Source organism: Agromyces sp. NPDC057865 (assembly GCF_042796995.1).
Taxonomy (GTDB): Bacteria; Actinomycetota; Actinomycetes; order Actinomycetales; family Microbacteriaceae; genus Agromyces.
Window position 1 is genome coordinate 116,243 of record NZ_JBHVMJ010000003.1, and the last position, 22,336, is coordinate 138,578.

18 protein-coding genes and 2 tRNA genes are annotated in these 22,336 nt (G+C 68.3%); 9 read left to right on the forward strand and 11 right to left on the reverse strand.

Translation table 11 applies throughout. The features are described 5' to 3' along the window. Positions 1 to 10: 10 nt before the first annotated feature. Entirely contained in the window at positions 11 to 676 is a 666-nt protein-coding gene (locus tag ACFVN5_RS13485; protein WP_376955753.1) for a hypothetical protein, read from the reverse strand. A gap of 187 nt (positions 677 to 863) precedes the next feature. Between ACFVN5_RS13485 and ACFVN5_RS13490 the strand changes: the two genes are divergently transcribed. After that, positions 864 to 935, forward strand: a tRNA-Thr gene (locus ACFVN5_RS13490). 33 nt (positions 936 to 968) lie between these two features. Further along, a tRNA-Met gene (locus tag ACFVN5_RS13495) sits at positions 969 to 1,042 on the forward strand. An 89-nt stretch (positions 1,043 to 1,131) separates the two neighbouring features. Here the strand turns inward: ACFVN5_RS13495 and ACFVN5_RS13500 are convergent. The 8 genes from ACFVN5_RS13500 to ACFVN5_RS13535 form a co-directional block, all read right to left on the reverse strand. Then, complete coding sequence (locus ACFVN5_RS13500; RefSeq protein WP_376955754.1) at positions 1,132 to 2,271, reverse strand: epoxide hydrolase family protein; 1,140 nt, start codon at positions 2,269 to 2,271, stop codon at positions 1,132 to 1,134. Between the two features lie 57 nt (positions 2,272 to 2,328). Beyond that, the gene (locus tag ACFVN5_RS13505; protein ID WP_376955755.1) at positions 2,329 to 7,044 is read right to left on the reverse strand and encodes an NAD-glutamate dehydrogenase; all 4,716 of its coding nucleotides are present in this window, start codon (positions 7,042 to 7,044) and stop codon (positions 2,329 to 2,331) included. Beyond that, on the reverse strand, positions 7,041 to 7,946 hold the full coding sequence (locus tag ACFVN5_RS13510; protein ID WP_376955756.1) for a universal stress protein: 906 nt from the start codon (positions 7,944 to 7,946) through the stop codon (positions 7,041 to 7,043). The genes ACFVN5_RS13505 and ACFVN5_RS13510 overlap by 4 nt, the downstream gene beginning before the upstream one ends. Continuing rightward, positions 7,943 to 9,433: an APC family permease gene (locus ACFVN5_RS13515; protein ID WP_376955757.1), complete on the reverse strand. Its 1,491-nt coding sequence runs from the start codon at positions 9,431 to 9,433 to the stop codon at positions 7,943 to 7,945. Before ACFVN5_RS13515 ends, ACFVN5_RS13510 begins: the two co-directional genes overlap by 4 nt. 110 nt (positions 9,434 to 9,543) lie before the next feature. Beyond that, positions 9,544 to 10,743 (reverse strand): serine hydrolase domain-containing protein, encoded by a 1,200-nt coding sequence (locus tag ACFVN5_RS13520; protein WP_376955758.1) that lies wholly within the window; start codon positions 10,741 to 10,743, stop codon positions 9,544 to 9,546. Between the two features lie 69 nt (positions 10,744 to 10,812). Further along, a complete protein-coding gene (locus ACFVN5_RS13525; RefSeq protein WP_376955759.1) occupies positions 10,813 to 11,568 on the reverse strand; it encodes a DUF4328 domain-containing protein in 756 nt (251 codons plus the stop codon). Positions 11,569 to 11,735: 167 nt separating this feature from the next. Next, positions 11,736 to 12,149, reverse strand: a complete 414-nt coding sequence (locus ACFVN5_RS13530) for a nitroreductase/quinone reductase family protein (RefSeq protein ID WP_376955760.1) — start codon at positions 12,147 to 12,149, stop codon at positions 11,736 to 11,738. A 7-nt stretch (positions 12,150 to 12,156) separates the two neighbouring features. After that, positions 12,157 to 13,371: a CynX/NimT family MFS transporter gene (locus ACFVN5_RS13535; protein WP_376955761.1), complete on the reverse strand. Its 1,215-nt coding sequence runs from the start codon at positions 13,369 to 13,371 to the stop codon at positions 12,157 to 12,159. A gap of 72 nt (positions 13,372 to 13,443) precedes the next feature. On the opposite strand from ACFVN5_RS13535, the gene ACFVN5_RS13540 reads away from it, so the two are divergent. Further along, a complete protein-coding gene (locus ACFVN5_RS13540; RefSeq protein ID WP_376955762.1) occupies positions 13,444 to 14,121 on the forward strand; it encodes a FadR/GntR family transcriptional regulator in 678 nt (225 codons plus the stop codon). A gap of 310 nt (positions 14,122 to 14,431) precedes the next feature. Then, positions 14,432 to 14,932 carry a hypothetical protein gene (locus ACFVN5_RS13545; protein WP_376955763.1) on the forward strand — a complete coding sequence of 167 codons (501 nt, stop codon included), beginning with the start codon at positions 14,432 to 14,434 and terminating at the stop codon, positions 14,930 to 14,932. Between the two features lie 99 nt (positions 14,933 to 15,031). On the opposite strand, the gene ACFVN5_RS13550 is transcribed toward ACFVN5_RS13545, so the two are convergent. Further along, a complete protein-coding gene (locus tag ACFVN5_RS13550; RefSeq protein ID WP_376955764.1) occupies positions 15,032 to 16,828 on the reverse strand; it encodes an acyl-CoA dehydrogenase in 1,797 nt (598 codons plus the stop codon). 196 nt (positions 16,829 to 17,024) lie between these two features. On the opposite strand from ACFVN5_RS13550, the gene ACFVN5_RS13555 reads away from it, so the two are divergent. The 5 genes from ACFVN5_RS13555 (at position 17,025) to ACFVN5_RS13575 (ending at position 21,002) form a co-directional block, all read left to right on the forward strand. Continuing rightward, positions 17,025 to 17,666 (forward strand): DUF1345 domain-containing protein, encoded by a 642-nt coding sequence (locus ACFVN5_RS13555; protein WP_376955765.1) that lies wholly within the window; start codon positions 17,025 to 17,027, stop codon positions 17,664 to 17,666. Positions 17,667 to 17,745: 79 nt separating this feature from the next. Beyond that, positions 17,746 to 19,143 carry a sodium/glutamate symporter gene (locus ACFVN5_RS13560; protein ID WP_376955766.1) on the forward strand — a complete coding sequence of 466 codons (1,398 nt, stop codon included), beginning with the start codon at positions 17,746 to 17,748 and terminating at the stop codon, positions 19,141 to 19,143. A gap of 127 nt (positions 19,144 to 19,270) precedes the next feature. Continuing rightward, positions 19,271 to 20,167 (forward strand): potassium channel family protein, encoded by an 897-nt coding sequence (locus ACFVN5_RS13565; protein WP_376955767.1) that lies wholly within the window; start codon positions 19,271 to 19,273, stop codon positions 20,165 to 20,167. Positions 20,168 to 20,259: 92 nt separating this feature from the next. Then, positions 20,260 to 20,760, forward strand: coding sequence for a DUF2975 domain-containing protein (locus ACFVN5_RS13570; protein ID WP_376955768.1), 501 nt, complete (start codon positions 20,260 to 20,262; stop codon positions 20,758 to 20,760). Continuing rightward, positions 20,760 to 21,002 carry a helix-turn-helix domain-containing protein gene (locus tag ACFVN5_RS13575; protein WP_376955769.1) on the forward strand — a complete coding sequence of 81 codons (243 nt, stop codon included), beginning with the start codon at positions 20,760 to 20,762 and terminating at the stop codon, positions 21,000 to 21,002. The genes ACFVN5_RS13570 and ACFVN5_RS13575 overlap by 1 nt, the downstream gene beginning before the upstream one ends. Positions 21,003 to 21,221: 219 nt before the next feature. On the opposite strand, the gene ACFVN5_RS13580 is transcribed toward ACFVN5_RS13575, so the two are convergent. Then, positions 21,222 to 22,289, reverse strand: a complete 1,068-nt coding sequence (locus tag ACFVN5_RS13580; protein WP_376955770.1) for a diacylglycerol/lipid kinase family protein — start codon at positions 22,287 to 22,289, stop codon at positions 21,222 to 21,224. Between the last annotated feature and the right edge of the window lie 47 nt (positions 22,290 to 22,336).

Consider the following 22,336-nt stretch of genomic DNA (forward strand, 5'->3'; position numbering starts at 1 on the left):
GACCTCGTGGTCAGCCGCACAGCTCTCGCGGAGGCAGCCCGCCGGCCACGACGGAGATCGTCACGATGGGGACCCCGTCACCCGCGTTCACTGCAGCGGTCTGGAAGGTGATCGAGCCTGGCGAGCCGTCGAGGGTGTAGTAGTCGACGTACGCCTGAGACGGAAGCAGACCGGGATAGGTGGCCTTCGCCTGAGCGATGGTCGAGCCGTTCCGGATCCCGTCGGCGGTCGCGGGCTTCGGGGTGTCGTGGAGGCTGATGAGCGCGAGGTTGCCGTCATCGCCCGAGGCGAGGGCGAACGACACGTCGGACAGGTCGGGGGAGTCGCTCCGCAGGAAGCGCACAGCCGGGTTCGGGCAGGTGCCGACGACGTAGCCGGGCATCGCCGCGACTGCCGCGTCGAGGGGCATGCCGAGACGCAGCGGTCCGATCCCCCCGGCGTCGATCAGCCAGGTGGACGGATCCGCGGGGTCGGCGCCCCCGCCGGGTGGGGGCGATGCCGGCTCCGTCGGCGTCGGCGTCGGGGTCGGGATGGCTGTCCCGGACGGAGACGGGGTCTTCGTCGGCTTCGCCGCATTGCCGGCCGTCGGCGTGGGCGTCGGGGCATCCGCCGCAACACACCCGGTGAAGGCGAGCACGGCGAGAGCGGCGACGGCGATGCCCGGAATCTTGCGCACGTGCCGAGCATAACCAGCTGCGATCGCACATCCCGTGCAGCCGCGGTCACGGTTCGGAAACGTCCTCCCGCGGGCCGGATCGTCGCTGTGAACAGGAGCCTCCGACGTCGCCCGGATCAGCTCCGCCGTCGATTCGGAGCAGGCCCCGCGAGGTGATATCCTCGTACGGTTGCCGAGTTCGGCACACGCCCCGATAGCTCAGTGGTAGAGCACTTCCATGGTAAGGAAGGGGTCGTCAGTTCAATCCTGACTCGGGGCTCTGGTTCTCCCGGCATCGCCGGCGAAACCTCCCGGCGGGGTAGCTCAGGTGGTTAGAGCACACGGCTCATAATCGTGGTGTCGCGGGTTCGAGTCCCGCCCTCGCTACAACAGCAGAATCTCGCGGACCTCAGACCGTTAGCCAACCGTCGTTCGTTCGAGTCGATCCGGTGGCGGTTCAGGCACCTTCGCCGGCGTCAACTGCCCGTCGCGGGCGAGGCGTCTCTGTTGAAGTGGTTTCGAATGTCCTGCGCGAGGATGTCGGGTTCCTCTACTGCGGCGAAGTGCCCGCCGTGCCGTGCCACCGTCCACTGCTGGATGTTGTAGAGCCGCGCGTACCACTCGCGGGGCGGCTCGCCTTCGGGTACGAACTCGTGGGCGAACACGGATACTGCCGTCGGCACGGTCACGTAGTCAGTGCTCGTCAGCGGCGTGCTGTGCCACCGCGAATCGTAGTAGTCCCGCATCGACGAGGTGATCGAGTTCGTGGACCAGTAGAGCGTGAGAACGGTGAGCAGGAAGTCGGTCCCGAAATGCCGGTCGACGTCGCCGTCGCTGTCGCTCCAGCTGCGCCACTTCTCGATCAACCAGGCCGCCAAGCCCGTGGGTGAGTCCGAGAGGCCGTACCCGAGCGTCTGCGGGCGGGTGGATTGGATGCTGCTGTATCCGCGCTCGGTGGCATCCCAGTGCTCGACGTGCTGAAGGTACGCCCGCTCGGCGTCAGTGAGCGCCGGAGCGTCCGGCGCGAGCGCCGGTCTCATTTCAGGTGTTGTGAGCAGGATTCCGGTCACGCGTTCAGGGGCCGACAGGGCCAGATGCGTCGTGACGGCCGCGCCGAAATCGCCCCCGATCGCGCCGAACCGTTCGTAGCCCAGACGGCTCATCAGCTCCAGCCAGAGACCCGCGGTGTGCACGGCATCGATTCCGACCTCCGCCGGACGGGAGGAGAAGCCGTAACCCGGCAACGACGGAACGACCAGATCGAACTCATCGGACAATCGGTCCACGAGCGGAAGCATCTCCACGAAGCAGCTCGGCCACCCATGCGTCAGCAGCAGCGGAGGTCTTCCGCTTCGTCGGTGGACGAAATGCACACGGGTGCCCGCGATGTCGGCGGTGAATTGCGGGTACGCATTGAGGCGATGCTCCTGCCGGCGCCAATCGAATCCGTCCGCCCAGTCGTCGGTGAGCCGCCGCAAGTAGGCCAGGTCGGTGCCTTGGCTCCACGGTGCCCCCGGCGCGCCATCCGGCCAGCGGGTGCTGCGCAGTCGGGCGCGCAGATCGCTCAAGACGTCGTCCTCGATGGCGATCGTGAACGGTTCGGGATCGACACTCATGCAGGAATCCTTTTCGAGCTCATGATGGTCGGTCGGGTGTCACGGACAACTGCACCGCTAACGGACCAGCGACCGCAACTGTCGGAGGGCGACCGACAGTACGGCGATGTCGGGGTCCGTCACGGCGCTCGCCGCGGCGAGGGAAGCGACCGCGCGCTTCGCGGGGATGCCACCCTCCTCGAGCCACCGTGCGAACCGCTGCTCGAGCTCCACGTCACCCGCGTGCGACTGCACCGAGGCGGTGAGCTCGACGAGCACGGCGTACAGGTCGTCGCGCAGCGAAGCGCGCGCCATCGACTGCCAACGGCCCTCCTGCGGGAGCCCCGAGACGCTGGTCAGCAGGTCGTCGAACCGGATCTCGCCCGAGAGCTGGAAGTATGTGCGGGCGACCTCGTCCAGGTCCCACCCGCGAGCCTGCGCGAGCTCGACGACATCGAGCAGGCGCAGGGCCTCGAGCAGGCGAGCGCCGCGGTGCGCCAGATCCTCGGGAACTCCCGCGGCGTGCAGCGCGGCCTTGCGGTTCGCGAACTGGTCTGCCTCCTCTCCGCGGAAGAACTCGGCGAGCCGGTCCGAGAGGATCGCGACCGGACCCGCGAACCTCGTGATCTCAGCCCCGATGTCCACCCGGTCGGACCGGCGCTGCACGAACCACCGGGCGGCCCGATCGAGTAATCGCCGGAAGTCGAGGTACAGCACGCTCTGCGTGCTCGTGTCGACGAGGGTGTCGGTGGCCTCGACCGCGATCACGAATCCGCGCAGGTCGAAGATCTCGCGCGCAGCGACGTACGCCCGGGCGATCTGCTCGGTGGTGGCTCCTGTCTCGGCGGCGGCGCGGTCGGCGAACGTGATCCCGCCGCGGTTGACCATCGAGTTCGCGACCGCGTTGACGATGATCTCCCGGCGCAGCGGATGCCGGTCGAGGTACTCCGAGAAGCGTTCCCGCAGCTCGGTCGGGAAGTACTCGGCGAGCGTCCCGCCGAACCACGGATCGTCGGCGAGGTCGGTCGCGGCGAGGTCGGACTTGAGCGCGAGCTTCGCATACGCGACCATGACCGCGAACTCCGGGCGGCTCAGCCCGTCGCCCCGCTGGATGCGCTCCGCGACGTCGGTGCGGTCGGGCAGGAACTCGATCTCGCGATCCAACTCCCCGCGCGCCTCGAGGGCCTCCATCAGCCGTTCGTGCACGGGCAGCATGACGGCCGCGTTCGCACGGGAGTTTCCGAGCAGCACGTTCTGCTCGTAGTTGTCGCGCAGCACCTGCGCGGCCACCTCGTCGGTCATCGACGCCAGCAGGGCGTTGCGGTCGTCGATCGTCAGGTCGCCCGCGCGGATGACCTCGCCGAGGAGGATCTTGATGTTCACCTCGCGGTCCGAAATGCCCACGCCGGCGGAGTTGTCGATGGCATCGGTGTTGATCTGCGTGCCGGCGCGCGCCGCTTCGATGCGTCCGCGCTGACTCACCCCGAGGTTGCCGCCCTCGCCGACGACCCGGGCGCGCAGCTGGACGCCGTCGACCCTGATTGCGTCGTTCGCCCGGTCGCCGATTTCGGCATTGGTCTCGGTCGACGCCTTGACGTACGTGCCGATGCCGCCGTTCCACAGCAGATCGACCGGGGCCAGGAGCACGGCCCGCTTCAGCTCGTTCGGCGTGAGCGCCACCACGCGGTCGTCGAGTCCGAGCGCCGCGCGCATCTGCGGCGACACTGCGATCGACTTCGCACTGAGCGGGAACACTCCACCGCCCGTGGAGATGAGCGCCGCGTCGTAGTCGGCCCACGACGACCCCGGCAGGTGGAACAGGCGCGTGCGCTCTCCGAAGGAGGCGGCGGAGTCCGGCTCCGGGTCGACGAACACATGACGGTGGTCGAAGGCGGCGACGAGTCGGATGTGCTCCGAGAGCAGCATCCCGTTTCCGAACACGTCGCCCGACATGTCGCCGATGCCGACGACCGTGAAGTCCTCGGCCTGCGTGTCGAGGCCGAGTTCGCGGAAGTGCCGCTTCACCGACTCCCACGCTCCGCGCGCGGTGATCCCCATCGCCTTGTGGTCGTAGCCCTCCGACCCGCCCGAGGCGAACGCGTCGTCGAGCCAGAAGCCGTACTCCTGCGATACGCCGTTCGCGATGTCGGAGAACGTTGCGGTCCCCTTGTCGGCGGCGACCACGAGGTACGGGTCGTCGCCGTCGTGGCGCACGACTCGCTGCGGCGGCACGATCCCCGCGGCAGTGCGGTTGTCGGTGATGTCGAGGAGCCCGCGGATGAACAGGCGGTACGCGGACGTGCCGGCTTCGAACCAGGCGCTCCGGTCGACCGCGGGGTCGGGCAGCCGCTTGCCGACGAACCCGCCCTTCGAGCCCGTCGGCACGATCACGGCGTTCTTCACCATCTGCGCCTTGACGAGCCCGAGCACTTCGGTGCGGAAGTCCTCGCGTCGGTCGCTCCACCGCAGGCCCCCGCGGGCGACCCTCCCGAAGCGCAGATGCACCCCCTCGACCTCGGGCGAGTAGACCCAGATCTCGGCCATGGGCTGCGGCTTGGGCAGGTTCGGGACGCGCTTGCTCTCGAGCTTCATCGACACCCACGACTTGGGGAGGCCTTCGACGTCGCGCTGGTAGAAGTTCGTGCGCACCGTCGCGTCGATCGTGCCGACGAAGGCGCGGAGGATGCGGTCGTGGTCGAGGCTGGGGACATCGTCCAGCGCACGCAGCAGCTCGTCGCGGACCTGCTCGTAGCCGGTGCCGCCGTCGGCCTTGTCGGGGTCGAACCTGGCCCCGAACACGCGGACGAGGCCCGCCGCGAGCGTCGGGTTCGCGGTGAGCGCCTGGTCGATGTACTCCATCGAGAAGGCGGAGCCGATCTGTCGCAGGTAGGCGCCGATCGCACGCAGGATGACGACGTCACGCCAGTCCACGCCCGCCCGCAGGACGAGCGAGTTGAGGCTGTCATCCTCGGCGGCGCCCGACCAGATCGCGAGGAACGCCTGCTCGAACGCCGCTGCACGGGCGTCGTCGTCCCACATCTCGGCGTCATGCAGGCTCAGGGCGAAGTCGGAGATGTGCCTCGTCGAGCCGTCCATGAGGGTCACATCCTGGGGGCGGTCGTCGAGCACCTGGACGCCGAGCGCGGTGAGCATGGGCAGCACCTCGGTGAGCGGCCGCGAGGCGGTGCTCACGACCCTGAGGAACCGCAGGCGGGGATCGTCGCCCGCGGCGTACAGGTGCACCGCTATTCCGCCGGAGTCGTCCAGCCGCTCGATGCGCCCGACATCCGCGACTGCCTCGTCAGGCGTCGTGGAGTCCTTGTACGACTCCGGGAAGGCGGCGCCGTATCGGGTGAACAGCCCGGCAGCCACCTCTTCGTCGTGCACGCGGTGCAGGGCGTCGACGAACTCGGAGTCCCACGTGCGGATCGCGGCTTCGAGGCCGGCGTTGAGCTCCTCGACGTCGACCGGAGGGATGTCGACGCCCCGCGGCATCCGCAGCGTGCAGTGCAGTTGGGCCAGCGGCGAATCCCCGACCTTCGCGGTGTGCTCGATGAACTCGGCGCCATAGGCCTCGGTGAGCATTGACTCCACGCGCAGTCGGACGGGCGTGTTGTACCGATCGCGCGGCATGAACACGAGTGCCGATACGAAGCGGCCGAACTCGTCACTGCGGACGAACACCTGTGAACCCCGTCGCTCCTGGAGCTTGCTGACCTGCGTCGTGACGTCGAGCAGGTGTTCCGGCGAGTCCTGGAACAGCTCGTCACGCGGATAGTCCTCGAGGATCTGCAGCAGGTTCTTCGCGGAATGCGAACCGCGCGCGTGTCCGGAAGCCTCCAGCACGGCGCTCACCTTGGCCGAGATGACGGGGAGCATCAGGACGGACGACGCGTAGGCCGTCGAGGTGAACAGCCCGATGAGGCGACGCTCGCCGGTGACGTTTCCCACCTCGTCGAACGTGCGGACTCCCACGTAGTCGAGGTACACGGCCCGATGCACCGTCGAGCGGGAGTTCGCCTTCGTGATGGTGAGGAGCCGGGGGGCTCTCGCTGTCGCCCGGGCTTCCGGGCGGAGATGCGCGACCCGGGTGGGCGCATGGCGGAGGATGCCGAGACCGCTGTCAGGAATGGGACGCAGCACGTCCTCGCCGTCGACCAGGTCGAGCGCGTACTCGCGATAGCCGAGGAAGGTGAAGTGGTCGTCGGCGAGCCAGGTGAGGAACTCGACGGTGCTGGCGACCGCTTCCGCGGCCACCGCGGCCGGAGGGGAGGTGCGCAGGTCGGCGACGATGCCGAGGCAGGTGCGCCGAGTGGCGCTCCAGTCGTCCACCGCTGCACGGACGTCGGCGAGAACGGATGCGATGCGCGCCTGCAGGGCCGCACGCCGCTCGTCCGTCGGGATGCGGTCCGTCTCGATGTGCATCCACGACTCGCGCAGGCCGTCCTCGGTGCCGATCCCCAGGAGGCGCCCGTCGGCGTCGCGGCCGGCCGAGAGGATCGGATGCAGCAGCAGGTGGACGGTGAGGCCGGCCTCGGCGATGGCCGCGGTGACCGAGTCCACGAGGAAGGGTGAGTCGTCGGTGCAGATCTGCACGATCGTGCGGCGCGACCTCCACCCGTTCTCGGTGAGTGTCGGCGTGTACACGGCCACGCGAGCCTCGCCGGGACGCCGGTCGTCGGCGAGTGCCGCCAACGCGGTGAGCGCCCCGGTGACGTCACGTGGCTCCCGACCTTCGAAGCCGTCCGATGGGAGCGCCCGACGAAGCTGCTCGGCCAGCACCGCGGTGGTCATGCTCGGCCTTCTGTCGCGGCGCCGGGGACCGCGACCACAGGGACAGGCGCGTACCGGATGATCTTGGTCGCGCTCGATCCGAGGAACACACGAGCCACCGGATGCGTCGCCGACGAGCCGACGGCCAGGATGTCGCCGTCCTCCCAATCGAGCGTCCTGATCGCCCGCGCCCAGTCGGGGCCCTCGGCGATCGCGAACTCGAGCGAGGTCTCGTCGAACCCCTGCGAGTCGAGGTAGGTCTTCGCCTCGCGCTGGGCATTCGCGGCCTGGGCCTTCCAGAGGTCGATCACCTGGGTCTCGGTGTGACTCGAACGGGCCGTGACCGGTCGGCGCGGTGGTGCCACGACGAACGTGGCCACGCGCAGGCGCGCCGAGGCCCGATGTGAGATCTCGGCGACGCGGGCCAGCAGGGACCAGCTCGCGTCATCGTCGCGGAATCCCACGGTCACCCGGGTCACGGGGTGATCGCTGCGATAGCCGCGAGGCGCGATCGCCACCGGGACGGGTGACGAGTGCACCAGGCGGTCGGTCTTGGAGCTGAGTCGGATGCGGCCGGGCTCGGCGTCGCCGCTGGAACCGACGACGAGCATCCAGGCATCGCACCGGCCCACCTCCTCGAGCAGGGCGTGGGGTACCGACCGGTCGCTCACCCAGGCGGCGGAGCCTTCGATGGTCGGGTGTTGGGCCAGATCGTCGCGCGCCTCGGCGGCGCTGAGCTCGCCTTCGCCTGCGGCCCACGCCTCGAACTCGCGGTCGGTTCCGCCCGCCGCCGGTGTTCCCCATCCCTGCGGAACCACGGAGATCGCGCGCACGTCGCCCGGCACTGAGCGGGCGAGCTGGCACGCGAGCTCGATCGCGCTGCGATCGTTGTTGTGCGGGCCGTACCCGACGACGTACGTCACCGCTCCTCCAGCTCGGGATGGATCGGCTCCGAGATCTCCTCTTCGGAGGTGTAGTCGTTCAGCACGGCGTGGCGCCTGCCGTACGCGAGGTAGAAGACGAACACGACGGCGAGCCACGTGAGGCAGATGATCCAGGTGATCGGGCGGAGACTCACGAGCACGTAGATGCACACGGCCACCGTGAGGATGGGCACCACGGGGTAGAGCGGCACCTTGAAGGGGCGCTCGAGTTCAGGATGCCGGCGCCGCAGCACGATGAGCGAGATCGCGACGACGCTGAACGCGACCAGGGTGCCGAACGAGACGCTGTCCCAGAGGTAGTCGGACGGCACGAATCCCGCCACGAGCGCCACCAGGATCGACACGACGACCGTGTTGTAGACCGGCGTGCCGTGCTTGGGGCTGACGGCGAGGAACTTCCTGGAGACCATGCCGTCGCGAGAGATCGAGAACAGGATGCGCGTCTGGCCGTACAGGGTCACCAGCGTGACCGAGAACACCGAGATCACTGCGCCGGCCGAGAGGATCGTCGCCCAGATCGGCGTGCCCGTGACCAGCTCCATGACCTTCGCGAGTCCGGCTTCGCCGGCCTCCGGGGTCGCGAACCACTCCACCGGCATCGCGGCGAGCCCCGCGATGCACACCAGGACGTACACCGTGGTGACGATCAACAGGGCGCCGATGATGGCGCGGGGGATCGCCTTCTGCGGATTGCGCACTTCCTCTCCGGCGGTCGCGACCGCATCGAGTCCGATGAAGGAGAAGAAGATCACTCCGGCCGCTCCACTGATCCCGGCGGCTTGGCCGAAGAAGTTGTCGAAGTGGTCGGCGTTGAAGGCGGAGAGTCCGATCACGATGAACAGGGCCAGCACGCCGAGCTTGATGCACACCATGATCGCGTTGATCGTCGCGGACTCCGAAGCACCGCGGATGAGGAGCAGCATGCAGAGGGCCACCAGCACGATGGCCGGCAGGTTGACGATGCCGCCGGTGGCCACGCCGTCGTCGCCGGGGATGAACGAGATCGAGAGCTCCGTCGGCAGCTGGAACCCGAACAAGAGGCGCAGCAGTTCGTTGAAGTAGCCGCTCCAGCCCACTGCGACTGCCGAGACGGCCAGACCGTATTCGAGCAGCACGCACCCGCCGACGAGGACCGCGACACCTTCGCCGAGTGCGTGGTACGAGAACGAATAGGTCGATCCGCTCACCGGGATCGAGGAGGAGAGCTCGGCGTAGCACAGGGCCGACAAGCCGGCCGCGAGGCCCGCGAGCAGGAACGAGATGATCACCGCCGGCCCGGCCACCGGGATCGCTTCGCTCAGCACGAAGAAGATGCCGGTTCCGACGGTGGCACCGACGCCGAACATCATCAGCTGGAACGTGCCGAGCTTTCGCGGGAGCTCCGTGCCGGGATGGAAATGATGCTGGAAGATGATCGGCTTGCGTCGCAGCAGCTGGGCACCGAGCCCGAGACGTTGATCGGACATGGACGCTCCCCCTTGAACGCTCTTGTCCGAGTTTCTCGCTCGGGAGGCTCGATGTCGAGCCCGGTGTCCCGTCTGTCATCCGGACGCCTCGATCCCATCCGAGACGTTTCCTACTGCTCGAGCGAGTGCTCCGGCGTGACGACGGCGGTGAACTGACGGAAGATGTCGGTCGCCGTCGGTGCGGACTGGTCACCGGCCTGGCTCGCGGTCGTGTAGACGACCATCGTCCAGCCCTCCTCGGGGATGGTGCCGCCGGCGCCGTAGTAGCCCGACAGGCCCGGGTTGAGGAACACCCAGCCATCGAGCTGCAGGAAGCCCATCGCCCAGTACTGCTGATCCGTCCACGGTCCGAGGCCCGCGGTGGTCGGTGCGAACTGCCGGTCATGGAGTTCTGGGCTCAGCAGCGAGCCGTCGCCGAGGGCGTCGAGGAACACGCGCACGTCATCCTGGTCGGCGCCGACCCCGCCGGCCGTGTACGTCCACGTCGGGCTCCAGTTGGTGACGTCCTCCCAGACGCCGCGCTCGTCGCTGTACCCGTGGAGCACGGGTGACGGCCAGTTCGCGTCGAAGGCAGCGGTCGAGTCGTCCATGCCGAGCGCGTCGAAGACGTCCTCCTGCAGCAGTTCGCCGGCGGGACGCCCGGTCACCTCCTCGATCACCTGCTGGAGGATGAGCGTGTTCGTGTCCGAGAACAGCCAGTCGGTGCCGGGGGTGAACACCGGTCCGCCGGCGACGCCGATGTCCACGAGGTCCTGGATTTCCCACTTCTGGAACGGGTTGGCCCACAGCCGATCGAGGAACGACTGGATCTCCGTGTAGTGCGGGTAGCCGCTCGTGTGGTGCAGCAGCATGTCGATCGTGACCTGGTCGGCCGCCGGCAGGTCCGGGAACCAGGTGGAGAGGGGATCGTCGAGCGACAATGCCCCCGCCTCGACCTGCTGCAGCACGACGGTCGTGAACATCGGCGTCGAGAGGTTGCCGAGGAGGTGGTGCATGTCCGCCGTCGCCGGCACGTCGGTCATCGACTCGCCGAGCGCGCCGACGAGCACCGGCTCGCCGTCGTGCCAGACGCCCGCGATGACGGCGTTCAGCTGGGCGTCGGTGAACTGCGAGTGCAGGATGCCACTGAGCTCGTCAGCGGTCGTCGAGTCGGCGAGGCAGAGGTCCTCGCGCGCGCTCGTTCCCGCGGGGCATCCGGCCGCGTCTGGCACCGGGGTCGAACTCGGCGTCGGCGTCGGCGACGGTGTGGGATCGGCCGTGCAGCCGACGAGCAGCAGCGCACCCAGGACGAGAACCCCCGCAAGCCTCATGTGGGAACTGTAGCGCTCGTCCGCCTGCGCGCTGCGGCGCAGTCGAGGCCGATCCGGCCGTCGAGGGCCTTAGGCCACCAGCGAATGCTCGGGGACGGCAGGGCGCTGCAGGATGCCCTGCGTGATGCCGCGGACGACCAGCCATGCCAGTGGCGCGGCCGCGAGCAGGAGGAGCTCGCCTGCGAGGCTTACCCACATCGCGAGACGGAACTGTTCGAGGTCCTCGGCGGCCGTGTAGATGCGGCCCGATATCTGGGTGACGACGTTGCTGACGACCATGAGCAGCCACCAGGCGATCTGCCACGAGGGCGGAGTGCGCCGGGCCGCCCGCCAGAGGTCCGAGACGTTCTGGTACGGGAACCAGAGGCTGATGATCGGCACGAACCAGGATCCGGCGTGCCAGCCCGCTGAACGCCGCGTCTGTCCCGTGACCTGCTTGGCAACCCGGTACTGCCAGGTGGCCCAGAGCACGCCGGCACTGACGAAGGACACAACAGACAGAATGCTGACCACGAACGCGGTCTGGTCGTACGCGTTGATCATGTCGATGGCCGAGTCGTCACCGTTGAGGTAGCCCGTGACCGCGCCGATCCCGAACGTCTCGATTCCGATCGTGGCGACGGACATGACGGCGCAGACGATCAGGAGCACCTGCGTTGCCGTCGCGAGCCCGGCGATGCCCCGCGATGCCGTGGTCGCCGCGAATTGCGGGCTGGGCTGCTGATCCGGCTGCGTCCATCCTGCGCCGTCCCACCACCACGTTCCCGACGATCCGTCTGGCGCTGGGTACCATCCGGCAGGAGGCGGCGTGGGGGTGTTGGTCATCGGCTGGCTTCCTCGGGGGTCGTCTTCGACACGTCGTGCGATCTGGACAGCGCTTTCGCTGGATCGCGTGCAACTCTAGCGATCCGCAGCACCCGTCAGGGCCACGAATCGCGTTCGTGTCGTCGCGGCGATCCGATCAGCTTCGGAGCCATGCGGTGCCGACGGCGTCACTCCTGACGAGGAGTGAGCTGGAAGACCGGGATTCGGCGATCGGTCTTCTGGAGGTAACCCCCGAACTGCGGCTCCTCGGAGGCGATCGCGCCGTACGCCTCCTGCCACGCGTCGCCTACGATCTCGGTCGCCGTCACCGGGACCGTCACGACCTCGCCGTCCACGAGCGCCTCGATCTCGAACGACGGGTTCGCCCGAAGGTTGTAGTACCACGCGGGATGCTCCGGCGCGCCACCCTTCGACGCCACTACCCGCCACCCGAGCTCGTCGCGGAAGCCGACGACGGGATTCAGATGCACGTCGCCCGTCTTCGCTCCGATCGAGTGCAGGACGATCAGCTTCGGACCCCAGTAGTTCTCCGTGCCATTGCTCCTGCGGAACGTCTCCACGACGTCGTCATTCCAGCCCATACAGCCGTCAACGCAGGTGCTCCCCAGAATCTTCCGACGCTCGCACCGAGTCCTCCACGAAACGAGGGCGGCATGCGAACCAGCCCGCGATCACGCCCGGGACGGCGGTCGCGGCGAGGACGAGGAGCGGCGCCGACCATGATCCGGTGGCCTCGTGCAGCAGGCCGAGGCCGATCGGGCCGAAGCACGCCAGCCCGTAGCCGATGCCCTGGACGAAGCCCGAGACCGCCGAGGCCGACTGCGGGGTCCTCGTTCGACGGTTGATGAGGGTCATGCAGAGCGGGAAGGTGCTCACGCCGATTCCGAGCGCGCAGATCCACAGCACGGTGCCCTCGAGGGGGGAGAGGAGCAGGCCGAGGTATCCGGCCACCAGGACGATCGAACACACGACGACGACGACGAACGGGTTCGTCATGCGCGTGGCCACGTGCGGGACCACGAGGGCAGCGACGACGCCCCAGACGGAGTAGAGGGCGACCATCGTGCCGCCCAGGACTGCACTGCCTCCCGCGTCGGTGAGCACGGCGGGGACCCAGGTGATGATCCCGTAGTTCGACAGCGACATCATCGCGAACAGGATCACCAGGCCCCAGACGGTCGATGATCGGCTGATCCTGGGTCTCGCTTCTCCCGTCGTCGGGGCCGCGGGAACGTGTTCGGCGCGCGCAATGAGTGTCAGGACGAGCCAGACCACCGCAGCCACCGCGGCCGGTACCGCCCAGATCCCCACCGAGAGTCGCCAACTCGCCGACTCCGCGACCGGGACCGCGATGAGCGGGGCGATGAACTGACCCGTCTGCATCAGGATGAGGTAGAGCGAGGTCCAGAGAGCGAGTCGATGCGGGAACCAGGCCTTCACGAGCGGCACGATCACGACGTTCGCGGCTCCGATCCCGGCCAGCGCCAACGCCGTCGAGAGCACCAGCACGGCCGGCGTCGGGGAGAAGGCGCGGATCAGGAGTGACAGCGCGGTCAGGCCCAGCGCGACCGCGGCCGTCCGCTCGAGTCCGAACCTGCGTGTCACGACGGGCGCCAGGAACCCGAAGAGGGCGAACGAGGCGGCAGGCACGGTGCCGAGCAGCCCGGCCAACGCGACTCCGAAGCCGAGGTCGGACCCGATGATCTGGAGGAGTGGCGTGAATCCCGTCACGGCGGTTCGCAGGTTGACCGCGGTCAGCGCGATGGCGAGCCCGGCCCACAGGGTGAGGCGTCCGCGGCGCACCGGAACACGCGCTGGGGAAAGTGTCGTCACGGTACACTCCAGTGTGGAATCGACGGATGATGGGATCATGGGATGAATCTTGAGTCTGACACACCCCAGCCGATGCGTCGAGTGGGACTCATCGACCAGGCCGCCGCGCGTTTCCGCGAGGAGGTGGTCACCGGCCGGTGGCCGGTCGGTGAGCGGATACCGACCGAGCCCGCACTGGTGGCGGAGTACGGAATCGGTCGGAACACGGTCCGCGAGGCGCTGCAGTCGCTGGTGCACGCCGGTCTGCTGCGCCGCGAGCAGGGACGCGGCACCTTCGTCATCTCAGATTCCGAGCTCACCGGAACCCTCGAACGCCAACTCGCCGACGGCAGTCGTCGAGACTACCTGGAACTCCGACTCGCCCTCGACAGCACCGCGGCCTCGCTCGCCGCGCTGCGTCGCTCGGCGGCCGATGTCGAGCTGCTGAGCGAGCTGCGCGACCGTCGGGAGGGGGCCTGGTCGACCGGCGATCCAGACGCGCGGGCGGCCGCGGACCTCGCCTTGCACCGCGCGATCGTGGCAGCCACGCACAACCCGCTCTACGTCAAGCTGTACTCGAGCATGCTCGACGTCTTCACCGTCCATATGCGCGACGAGGAGAGCGACGACGAGGACGCGGCGCACCGCCTCCACCACGAGCTCGTCGAGGCGATCGCGGACGAGGACGCGGAGCGTGCTGCCGCGATGGTCGCCGCCATCTTCGATCCCTTCATGCGCTGAATCGTCGATCTGCGAGCACGAGAGAAGCAGCCGGACGGATCGAAGGGGGCGTGAAATGCCGGCGTATCGGATTCCACCTATCTCAGCTCCGACTGTGGGTGCTTCGCGGCGTCTCGCCCGAATCTCGGGATCTCGTGCGGTCCGAATTCGGATGCGATAGGCGCTGGCGATCTGCAGTATTCGCGTTTCGGCCTATTGCGGCGTGTTGTTCGGGCTGCCATCCTGCTCGCAATCGGGGAGTCACTGCAGCTTCCACCATTCGATCTCCTCGGGAGCTGTAGGCGCGCCCCTGAAATGGGGGAGGTTGATCATGGCAGCACATCATCGACGCCAGTGGGCAGCCGCGGCGGTCGCCGCGGGAGTCTTATCCATCGCGGCACCGGGACCGGTATACGCCGTCGATTTCGACATCGTCTTTCCGGCTGACACGGCATGCGAATTCGAACTGGGCGTCAACGTAACCGGCGGGAAACCGATCACGAGGGAATTCTTCGATTCGGACGGGAATACCGTCCGAACGCTCACAGCCGGGCGTGGCAGTGATCTCACGTTCACGAACGTTGACACTGGTGCGACCGTCTCCCTGAAGGGCAACGGTTCGGTTACCAGCACGATCATCCATCCCGATGGATCCTCGTCGGTCAGAAGCACGGGACACAATGTGCTGATCCTGTTCCCCACCGACGTCCCGGCCGGTCCCTCGACCACGCTCTATGTCGGCCAAGTGAGCTACGACGTGGACGCCCAGCAAGTGTTCACGCTCACGAGTGCCTCCGGTCGTACGACGGACATCTGCGACGAGCTGGGTTGAGTCACGCTGCGCCGCAGCTCGGTGCCTGACTGCACATCACGAAGCACGGCGGGGGTCGCGCCGATCGGCGCGATCCCGGCCGTGTAGCTCTGAGATGCGTCAGACGCGTGCCGGGCGCCGCACCACGTCGGCGAGCGTATCGGCGTCGAGCGCGAACAGGTCGCGCGATCCGGCGGTTGCGGCGCCGGCGAGACCGGATGCCGCGGGCAGCAGCTGCTCGGCATAGAACCGGGCGAGCGGCAACTGCGCCGCCGCCACGGTGTCGCCGTTGAGCCCGCGAGCGGCGAGGGCGGACTTCGCGAGCAGCCAGCCGCCGACCACGAGTCCCCAGATGCGGAGGTAGGGGCTGGAGCCCGCGAGCACGGAGTTCGGGTCGGAGACGCCGGTCCGCAGCATCCACCCGGTCGTCTGCTCGAGCACGTCGAGACCCGTGTTCAACTGAGCGCGGATGGACGCGAAGTCGTCGCCGGCGGCCGCCAGTTCGCCGTCGAGTTCGCGCATCGTGGCGATGAACTCGAGGAACGAGGCACCGTTGCGAATGCCGAGCTTGCGGCCGACGAGGTCGGCGGCCTGGATGCCGTTCGTGCCTTCGTAGATCGCGGTGATGCGCACGTCGCGGTAGTGCTGGGCGGCTCCGGTTTCCTCGATGAAGCCCATGCCGCCGTGGATCTGCAGCGCGAGCGACGTGAGCTCGTTGCCGAGGTCGGTGCCGAAGGCCTTGCAGATCGGGGTGAGCAGGCCGACGATCTCGTCGGCGCGGGCGCGGGTCGCGGCATCCGGGTGGTTGGTCGAGATGTCGACGTACACCGCGTTCAGCAGCATCATGCGGCGGAGCGCGGCGATGTAGGACTTCTGCGTCATGAGCATGCGGCGCACATCGGGGAAGTCGATGATGGGGGAGTCCTGCGTGGCGCCGATCGCGCGGCCCTGGATGCGCTCCTTCGCGTAGTCGAGTGACTGCTGGTAGGCGCGCTCGGCGACGGCGAGGCCCTGCATGCCCACGGACAGGCGGGCGCTGTTCATCATGACGAACATGATGCGCATGCCGAAGTTCTCCTCGCCGATGAGGTAGCCGGTCGCGTCCTCGTACGACAGCACGCAGGTGGGCGAGCCGTGAATGCCCATCTTGTGCTCGAGGCCGACGGTGTGCACGCTGTTGCGCTCGCCCAGCGAGCCGTCCTCGTTCACGAGGCGCTTCGGGACGATGAAGCACGAGATGCCCTTCGTGCCGGCGGGCGCGTCGGGCGTGCGGGCGAGCACGAGGTGCACGATCTGGTCGCTCAGGTCGTGGTCGCCGAAGGAGATGAAGATCTTCTGGCCGGTGATGCCGTACGTCCCGTCGGCGCGCTTCACGGCCTTCGTGGTGAGCGCGCCCACGTCGGAGCCGGCGTGGGGCTCGGTGAGGTTCATGGTGCCGGCCCACTCTCCGCTGACCATCTTGGGCAGCCAGGCCTGCTTCTGCTCGTCGCTGCCGTAGTGCAGGAGCGCCTCGATCGCGCCCTGCGTGAGCAGCGGCCCGAGCGCGAACGCGATGTTCGCGGTCGTGGTCAGCTCCTGGATGGCGAGGCCGACGGTCCGCGGGAACCCGCCGCCACCGAACTCCTCGGGCAGGGGAACCGAACCCCAGCCCGCGTCGACGTAGGCGGCGTAGGCATCCTTGAAGCCGGTCGCCGTGGTCACCGTGCCGTCGGCATTCAGCTGAGCGCCCTCGATGTCGCCGGCACGGAGCGTAGGGGCGATGACCTCGGCCGAGAAGTCGCCATACTGATCGAGGATCTCGGAGACCGTTTCGAAGTCGGCGTGCTCGAAGCCCGGGAGCTGCTCGACCTGGTCGTAGCCCACGACGTGCTTGAGCGCATAGACGAGGTCGGCAACGGGCGGACGGAAATCATTCATGTTCGGACTGTAGACCGGGGCATCCGGTCGGGCGCCGTACTCTGTCGCGATCGACGACACGTGTCCGCTGAGACGGCGGCGCGCTTGTGGCATCCGGCAATCGGGTGGTCCGGCTGGTGAATCATCGCGTCATCAGGAAGTCAGAGGTTCGGCCCGGTTCGAGGCGCACGCCACCCGGTCGTGGAAGCATGGCCCCGTGAACCGCAACCCATCGCCGCCGTCGACGCTCGTCCGTGCGATCGTCGCGGTCATCGCCGGAGTCGTGGCCGCCGCGGTGACCGTCCCCTTCCTCGGCTTCGCGGCCGCGCTCCTGGTCGGGTGGGCGGTGCTCGCGCTGACCAGCGTGATCTGGGTGCTCGTGACGGTGTGGCCCATGGATGCCGTGCAGACCCGCGCCCACGCCACGCGAGAGGACCCGGGGCGCCAGCTCGCCCGACTCGTCGCCCTCATCGGCTCGCTGGTGAGCCTCGGCGCGGTCGGCATCGTGCTCATCCAGACGCGGGAGCGGTCGCAGGCCGAGGCGCTGTTGCTCGCGGGGATCGCCCTCGTGAGCGTCGTCTCCTCGTGGGCACTCGTGCAGGTGGACTACATGCTGCGCTATGCCGCCCGCTGGTACGCCGAGCCGGTGGGAGGGATCAACTTCAATCAGGACGAGGATCCCGAGTACACCGACTTCGCGTACTTCGCGGTGGGACTCGGCATGACCTACCAGGTCGCCGACACGAACGTGCGCACCAACGAGATCCGCCGGATCGTCATCGCGCAGACCCTGCTCGCCTACGTGTTCGGGTCGGTCATCCTGGCGAGCATCATCAACCTCGTCGCGGGCATCGCGTGACCCGCCGGTTGCGTTCCGAACACCGGTTGGCGGCACGCCAGTCGTGACGCCGGACGCCCCGGTGCGCCACACTGTGGACATGTTCGGTGGGTACACGGACGCGCAGTGGGCGGGCATCGCCTTCGTGCTGCTCGGCATCGCGCTCATCCTCGCCGTGCTCCTGCGCCGGTTCGTGCCGTTCCTCGCGGCGCTGTACATCCCGGCGAGCGTCATCGCCGGCTTCCTGATCCTCCTGCTCGGGCCGCAGGTCCTCGGGTCGATCACCGGCGGTTGGAGCCTGATCCCGCCCGAAGCGGCATCCGTCATGGCACGACTGCCCGGGCTGATGATCAACATCGTCTTCGCCGGGATCATGATCGGCAAGAATCTGCCGTCGGTGCGACAGATCTGGAACGAGTCCGCGCCGCACGTCATCCTCGGATCGGTCTTCTCGTTCGGGCAGTTCGCGCTCGGGGCCTTCGCGGTCGCCTTCATCCTGACCCCGCTGTTCGGGTTGCCGGATGCCGCGGGGTCGATCCTCGAGCTCTCGTTCGCGGGCGGCCACGGCACGATCGCCGGCATGGGCGGCATCCTCGAGGAGGCCGGTGCGCCCGAGGTCGTGGACATCGGCCTCGGCCTGGCCACGATCAGCATGATCACCGGCGTCATCGGTGGATCGATCCTCGTGAACTGGGCGATCCGGAGTCCGCGAGTGGAGGTCGCTCGCCAGGCACCGACGCACGGCGACGGTCCAGCGAGCCTGCAGCAGGTGCGGCCGAACACCGGCGACCAGGCGTCGCCGGGCGACCTCGGCCTCGGCGCGATGAGCCGGGCGTTCGGGGCGATCGCCGTCGCAATCGCCCTGGCGATCGTCATCCTCGAGGTGCTCCGCTGGATCACCAACGCCTTCGGCTCACACATCTTCGACGCGTTCCCGTTGTTCCCGTTCACGGTCATCGGCGGCTTCCTCGTGCAGTTGGTGCTGACCGCCACCAAGCACGAGTACCTCGTGGAGCGCCGGAATGTGAACGACATCAGCGGGCTCGCGCTGGACGTGCTCATCGCCGCGGCGATCGGCACGATGTCGCTGCAGGCGCTCGGCTCCAACATCCCGAGCCTCGCCATTCTCACGCTCATCGCGCTCGCCTGGAGCGTGGTCGGGATGCTCTGGCTCGGCCACCGGATCCATCGCACGCACTGGTTCGAGCATTCGATCGCGGACTTCGGGCAGTCTCAGGGCAACGTCGCGACCGGGTTCGTGCTGGCCGACATGGCCGATCCCGATCGCACGACCAATGCCGCACGCGCCTACGGCTACAAGCAGCTCATCTACGAGCCGTTCCTCGGCGGAGGCATCCTCACCGCCTTCAGCGTGCCCATCATCCTGCAGATCGGCTCGGTCGCGTTCGGGGTCGTCTCGCTCGCCGCCACGGTGCTGCTGATCCTGTGGGGGACGCTTCGCGGGCGGCGGTCGGGCGACCGCAATCGAATTCCGTGATTCTCCACTGACCGCAGGTCGGTCGGCTGCCGTAGCCCGGCGTCCCGATCCGGAGCCCCGTCCGGCAGCGAGGATCCGTGCAGTGTGGCGGCAGGGCCGCACGCAGTGTGCGTGCCACAATCTGCGCATGGCGAGGGCGCGCGGCGAACTGAAGGGCACGGGCTACGAGATCTTCGTCGGCGTGCTGTCAGTGCTGTCGATCGTGAATCTCGTCCTGATGTACGCGATCCACGATGCGGCACTCGACACGGTGCTCCAGGTCATGAACGTCGTGTTCAGCGCCATCTTCCTCGCCGACTTCGGGTATCGACTGGCGACCGCCCCGCACCGTGGCGCCTACTTCTTCCGGCACTTCGGTTGGGCGGACCTCCTGGCGAGCCTGCCGTTCCCCCAGTTCAAGGTCCTGAGGCTCTTCCGCGTCGTCCGGGTCGTCCGTCTGATGCGCGATGTCGGACCCCGGAAGATCTGGCGCACCCTGGTCAGGGACCGGGCGGGGAGTGCCCTGTACGCACTGCTGCTCATGGGCGTGCTGGTGATGCAGTTCGGAAGCCTGACCATCCTCTACCTGGAAGAGTCCGCGCCGGGGGCGAACATCACCACGGCATCGGACGCACTCTGGTACACGATCGTCACGATCTCGACCGTCGGGTACGGCGATCGCTACCCCGTCACCAACCCCGGCCGGATCACCGGGGCCGTCATCATCGTGGTGGGCGTCGGCATCTTCGGCACCTTCACCGGCTACCTCGCCAACCTCTTCCTGTCGCCGAGGAAGGAGGACGAGGACGAGGCATCCGCTTCCTCGGACGCTGCTGCCGAACTCCCTCCCGCGGTCGAGGCGGCCGAGGACGCGCCCGTCGAGGCCCACCCATCCGGAACGCGGGAGTTCGGAACCGACGCCACGCTCGAGGATGTCCGAGCGCTGCTCACCCGTTCGGAGGAGCACCTCGACTCGATCCGAGTCCTCCTCGGCCGATCGGAGGGCGGGATGAGCAGTGGGGGCGAGGCGCAGCCACCGCCCTGATCCGGCACGCGGCATCCGCTGATCGTTCATCAGCGGAAACGGAACGATCGAAACCTATTGGCAAACGATAGGAACACCGCGACCATCGATGCATGCTGAAGCTCGATCGCGTCATCGTCCCGCTCAAGGTTCTGCTCGTCCTCCTGTTCCTCGGCCTGATCGTCGCCGAGGTGCTGAGCGTGCCCGGCCAGTTCATGGAGTCGGCGCGCGAGGTGCGGCCCGAGTTCGCGCACATCCCGTGGCTGATGCTGGCGTTCTCGCTCCTCGTCCTGGTCGCGGTGCAGGTGATCATCGTGTGCATCTGGCGGCTCCTCGACCTGGTGCGGGGCGAACGCATCTTCAGCGAGCAGGCGTTCGCCTGGGTCGACGCCATCGTATGGACGATCGCCGCCGTGTGGCTGCTGATGCTCCTCGTGTTCGGCTACGTCGCCGGCTTCATCTTCTTCACCCCCGAGCTCCGCGACCCGGGCATCCCGGTCGTGCTGTTCGGCATCGGCCTCGCCACGAGCGTCGTGCTGCTGCTCATGATCGTGATGCGCGCGCTCCTCGGGCAGGCCGCGGCGATCCGCGCCGACCTCGCGGACGTGATCTGATGCCGATCATCGTGCGCATCGACGTCGAGCTCGCGAAGCGCAAGCTGAGCGTCGGCGACTTCGCCGAGCAGGTGGGGCTCACGCCCGCCAACGTCGCCGTCCTGAAGAACGGGCGCGCCAAGGCGGTGCGGTTCAGCACGCTCGAGGCGATGTGCCGGGTGCTCGACTGCCAGCCGGGCGACCTGCTCGAGTGGGTTCCGGGCGACGACGACGACGACGACCGAGCGGATGCCCCGGGCTGAGCGGATCTCACGCGGACGTGAAGTGGCGGGTCGGGCCGCCCGGATCTCCCCAGATCCTCGGGTGGGGGCGCCCGGCCCGCCAAGGTGGCGAGACGAGAATCTCCCCTGTCATCGTTTCGCCGCACTGATTCTCACTGATGACCGGTCGATTCGAGAAATCCTCACCACGGGTCTTGACTCGCGGTATCGCGGTGTGCAGTCGCCGACCGACCGGATGGCTCAGGCGTCGACAGGCTCGCCGGGGAGCGCCTCGGCGGGCGGCGGCTCCTCGGGCTGCGTCTCGCGGCGCTCTTCGGGGTCGGCGCGCTCCTCGCTCGGGTGATGCTCGCCCGGCGGCACGCGCACGGTGAGTCCGCCCGCGTCGATCCACGTGCGCAGGGCGCTCGCCCGGCCGAAGCCGTCTCCGTCGAGCTCGATCTCCTCGGGATGGCTCAGCACGACCTCGAGACGACGGCCCTTCACGTAGCGGAGCGCGTCGACGTCGCGGCCGACGAACTTGCGACCCCACCGCGTGCGGCGCAGCACGCCGTTCTCCCAGATCACCTTGCCCATGATCTGCATCCAGCCCCACGCGCTCTCGGGGCGGAGGAACACCGCCTCGAACCGCCCGTCGTCGATCGCCGCGGTCGGGAGCAGGAGGATGTTGGCCGGCAGCGATCCGCAGTTGCCGATGATGAGCGTGTGCGCCGACAGGGCCCGGATCCGGTGCCGGTCGAGCCGGTACCGCATGCGCATGCGGTTCTCGTCGCGCAGCGCGGTGCGGATGGCGGCCACGTAGGCGAGCCAGCCCATCTTCGCCTTCAGCTCCTCGTCGGTGTTCGAGAGCATCTTCGCATCGAGCCCGAATCCGGCCATGACCAGGTACGCAGCGCGATCCGTCGAGCCGTCCTCCCTGCGCAGCTCCGCCCACGCGAGGTCGATGCGTCGGTCGGCGCCGCCGAAGGCGACGTTGATGGAGTTCGCGAGGTCGTCGAGCGTGAGGTCGAGGTTGCGGGCGAGCAGGTTGCCCGTCCCCGAGGGCAGGAGCGCGAGCGACGTCGAGGTGCCCCCGAGCGCCTCGGCGACCGCGCGGATCGTGCCGTCACCACCGGCCGCGATGACCATGTCGGCACCTGCCTCCAGCGCCGCCGTCGCCTGGCCGCCGCCCGGGTCCTCGACGGAGGTCTCGTACCAGAGCGTCTCGTCCCAGTCGGCCGCGGCAGGCTCGGCGGCGATCGCGCGACGGAGCTCGTCGCCGTCGACCTTCACGGGGTTGTACACCACGGCGGCACGGGAGCGAGAGGGCATGGGCTGAGCCTACGGGCGCACCTTCCGCCGTCACGAGGCCTTGACGA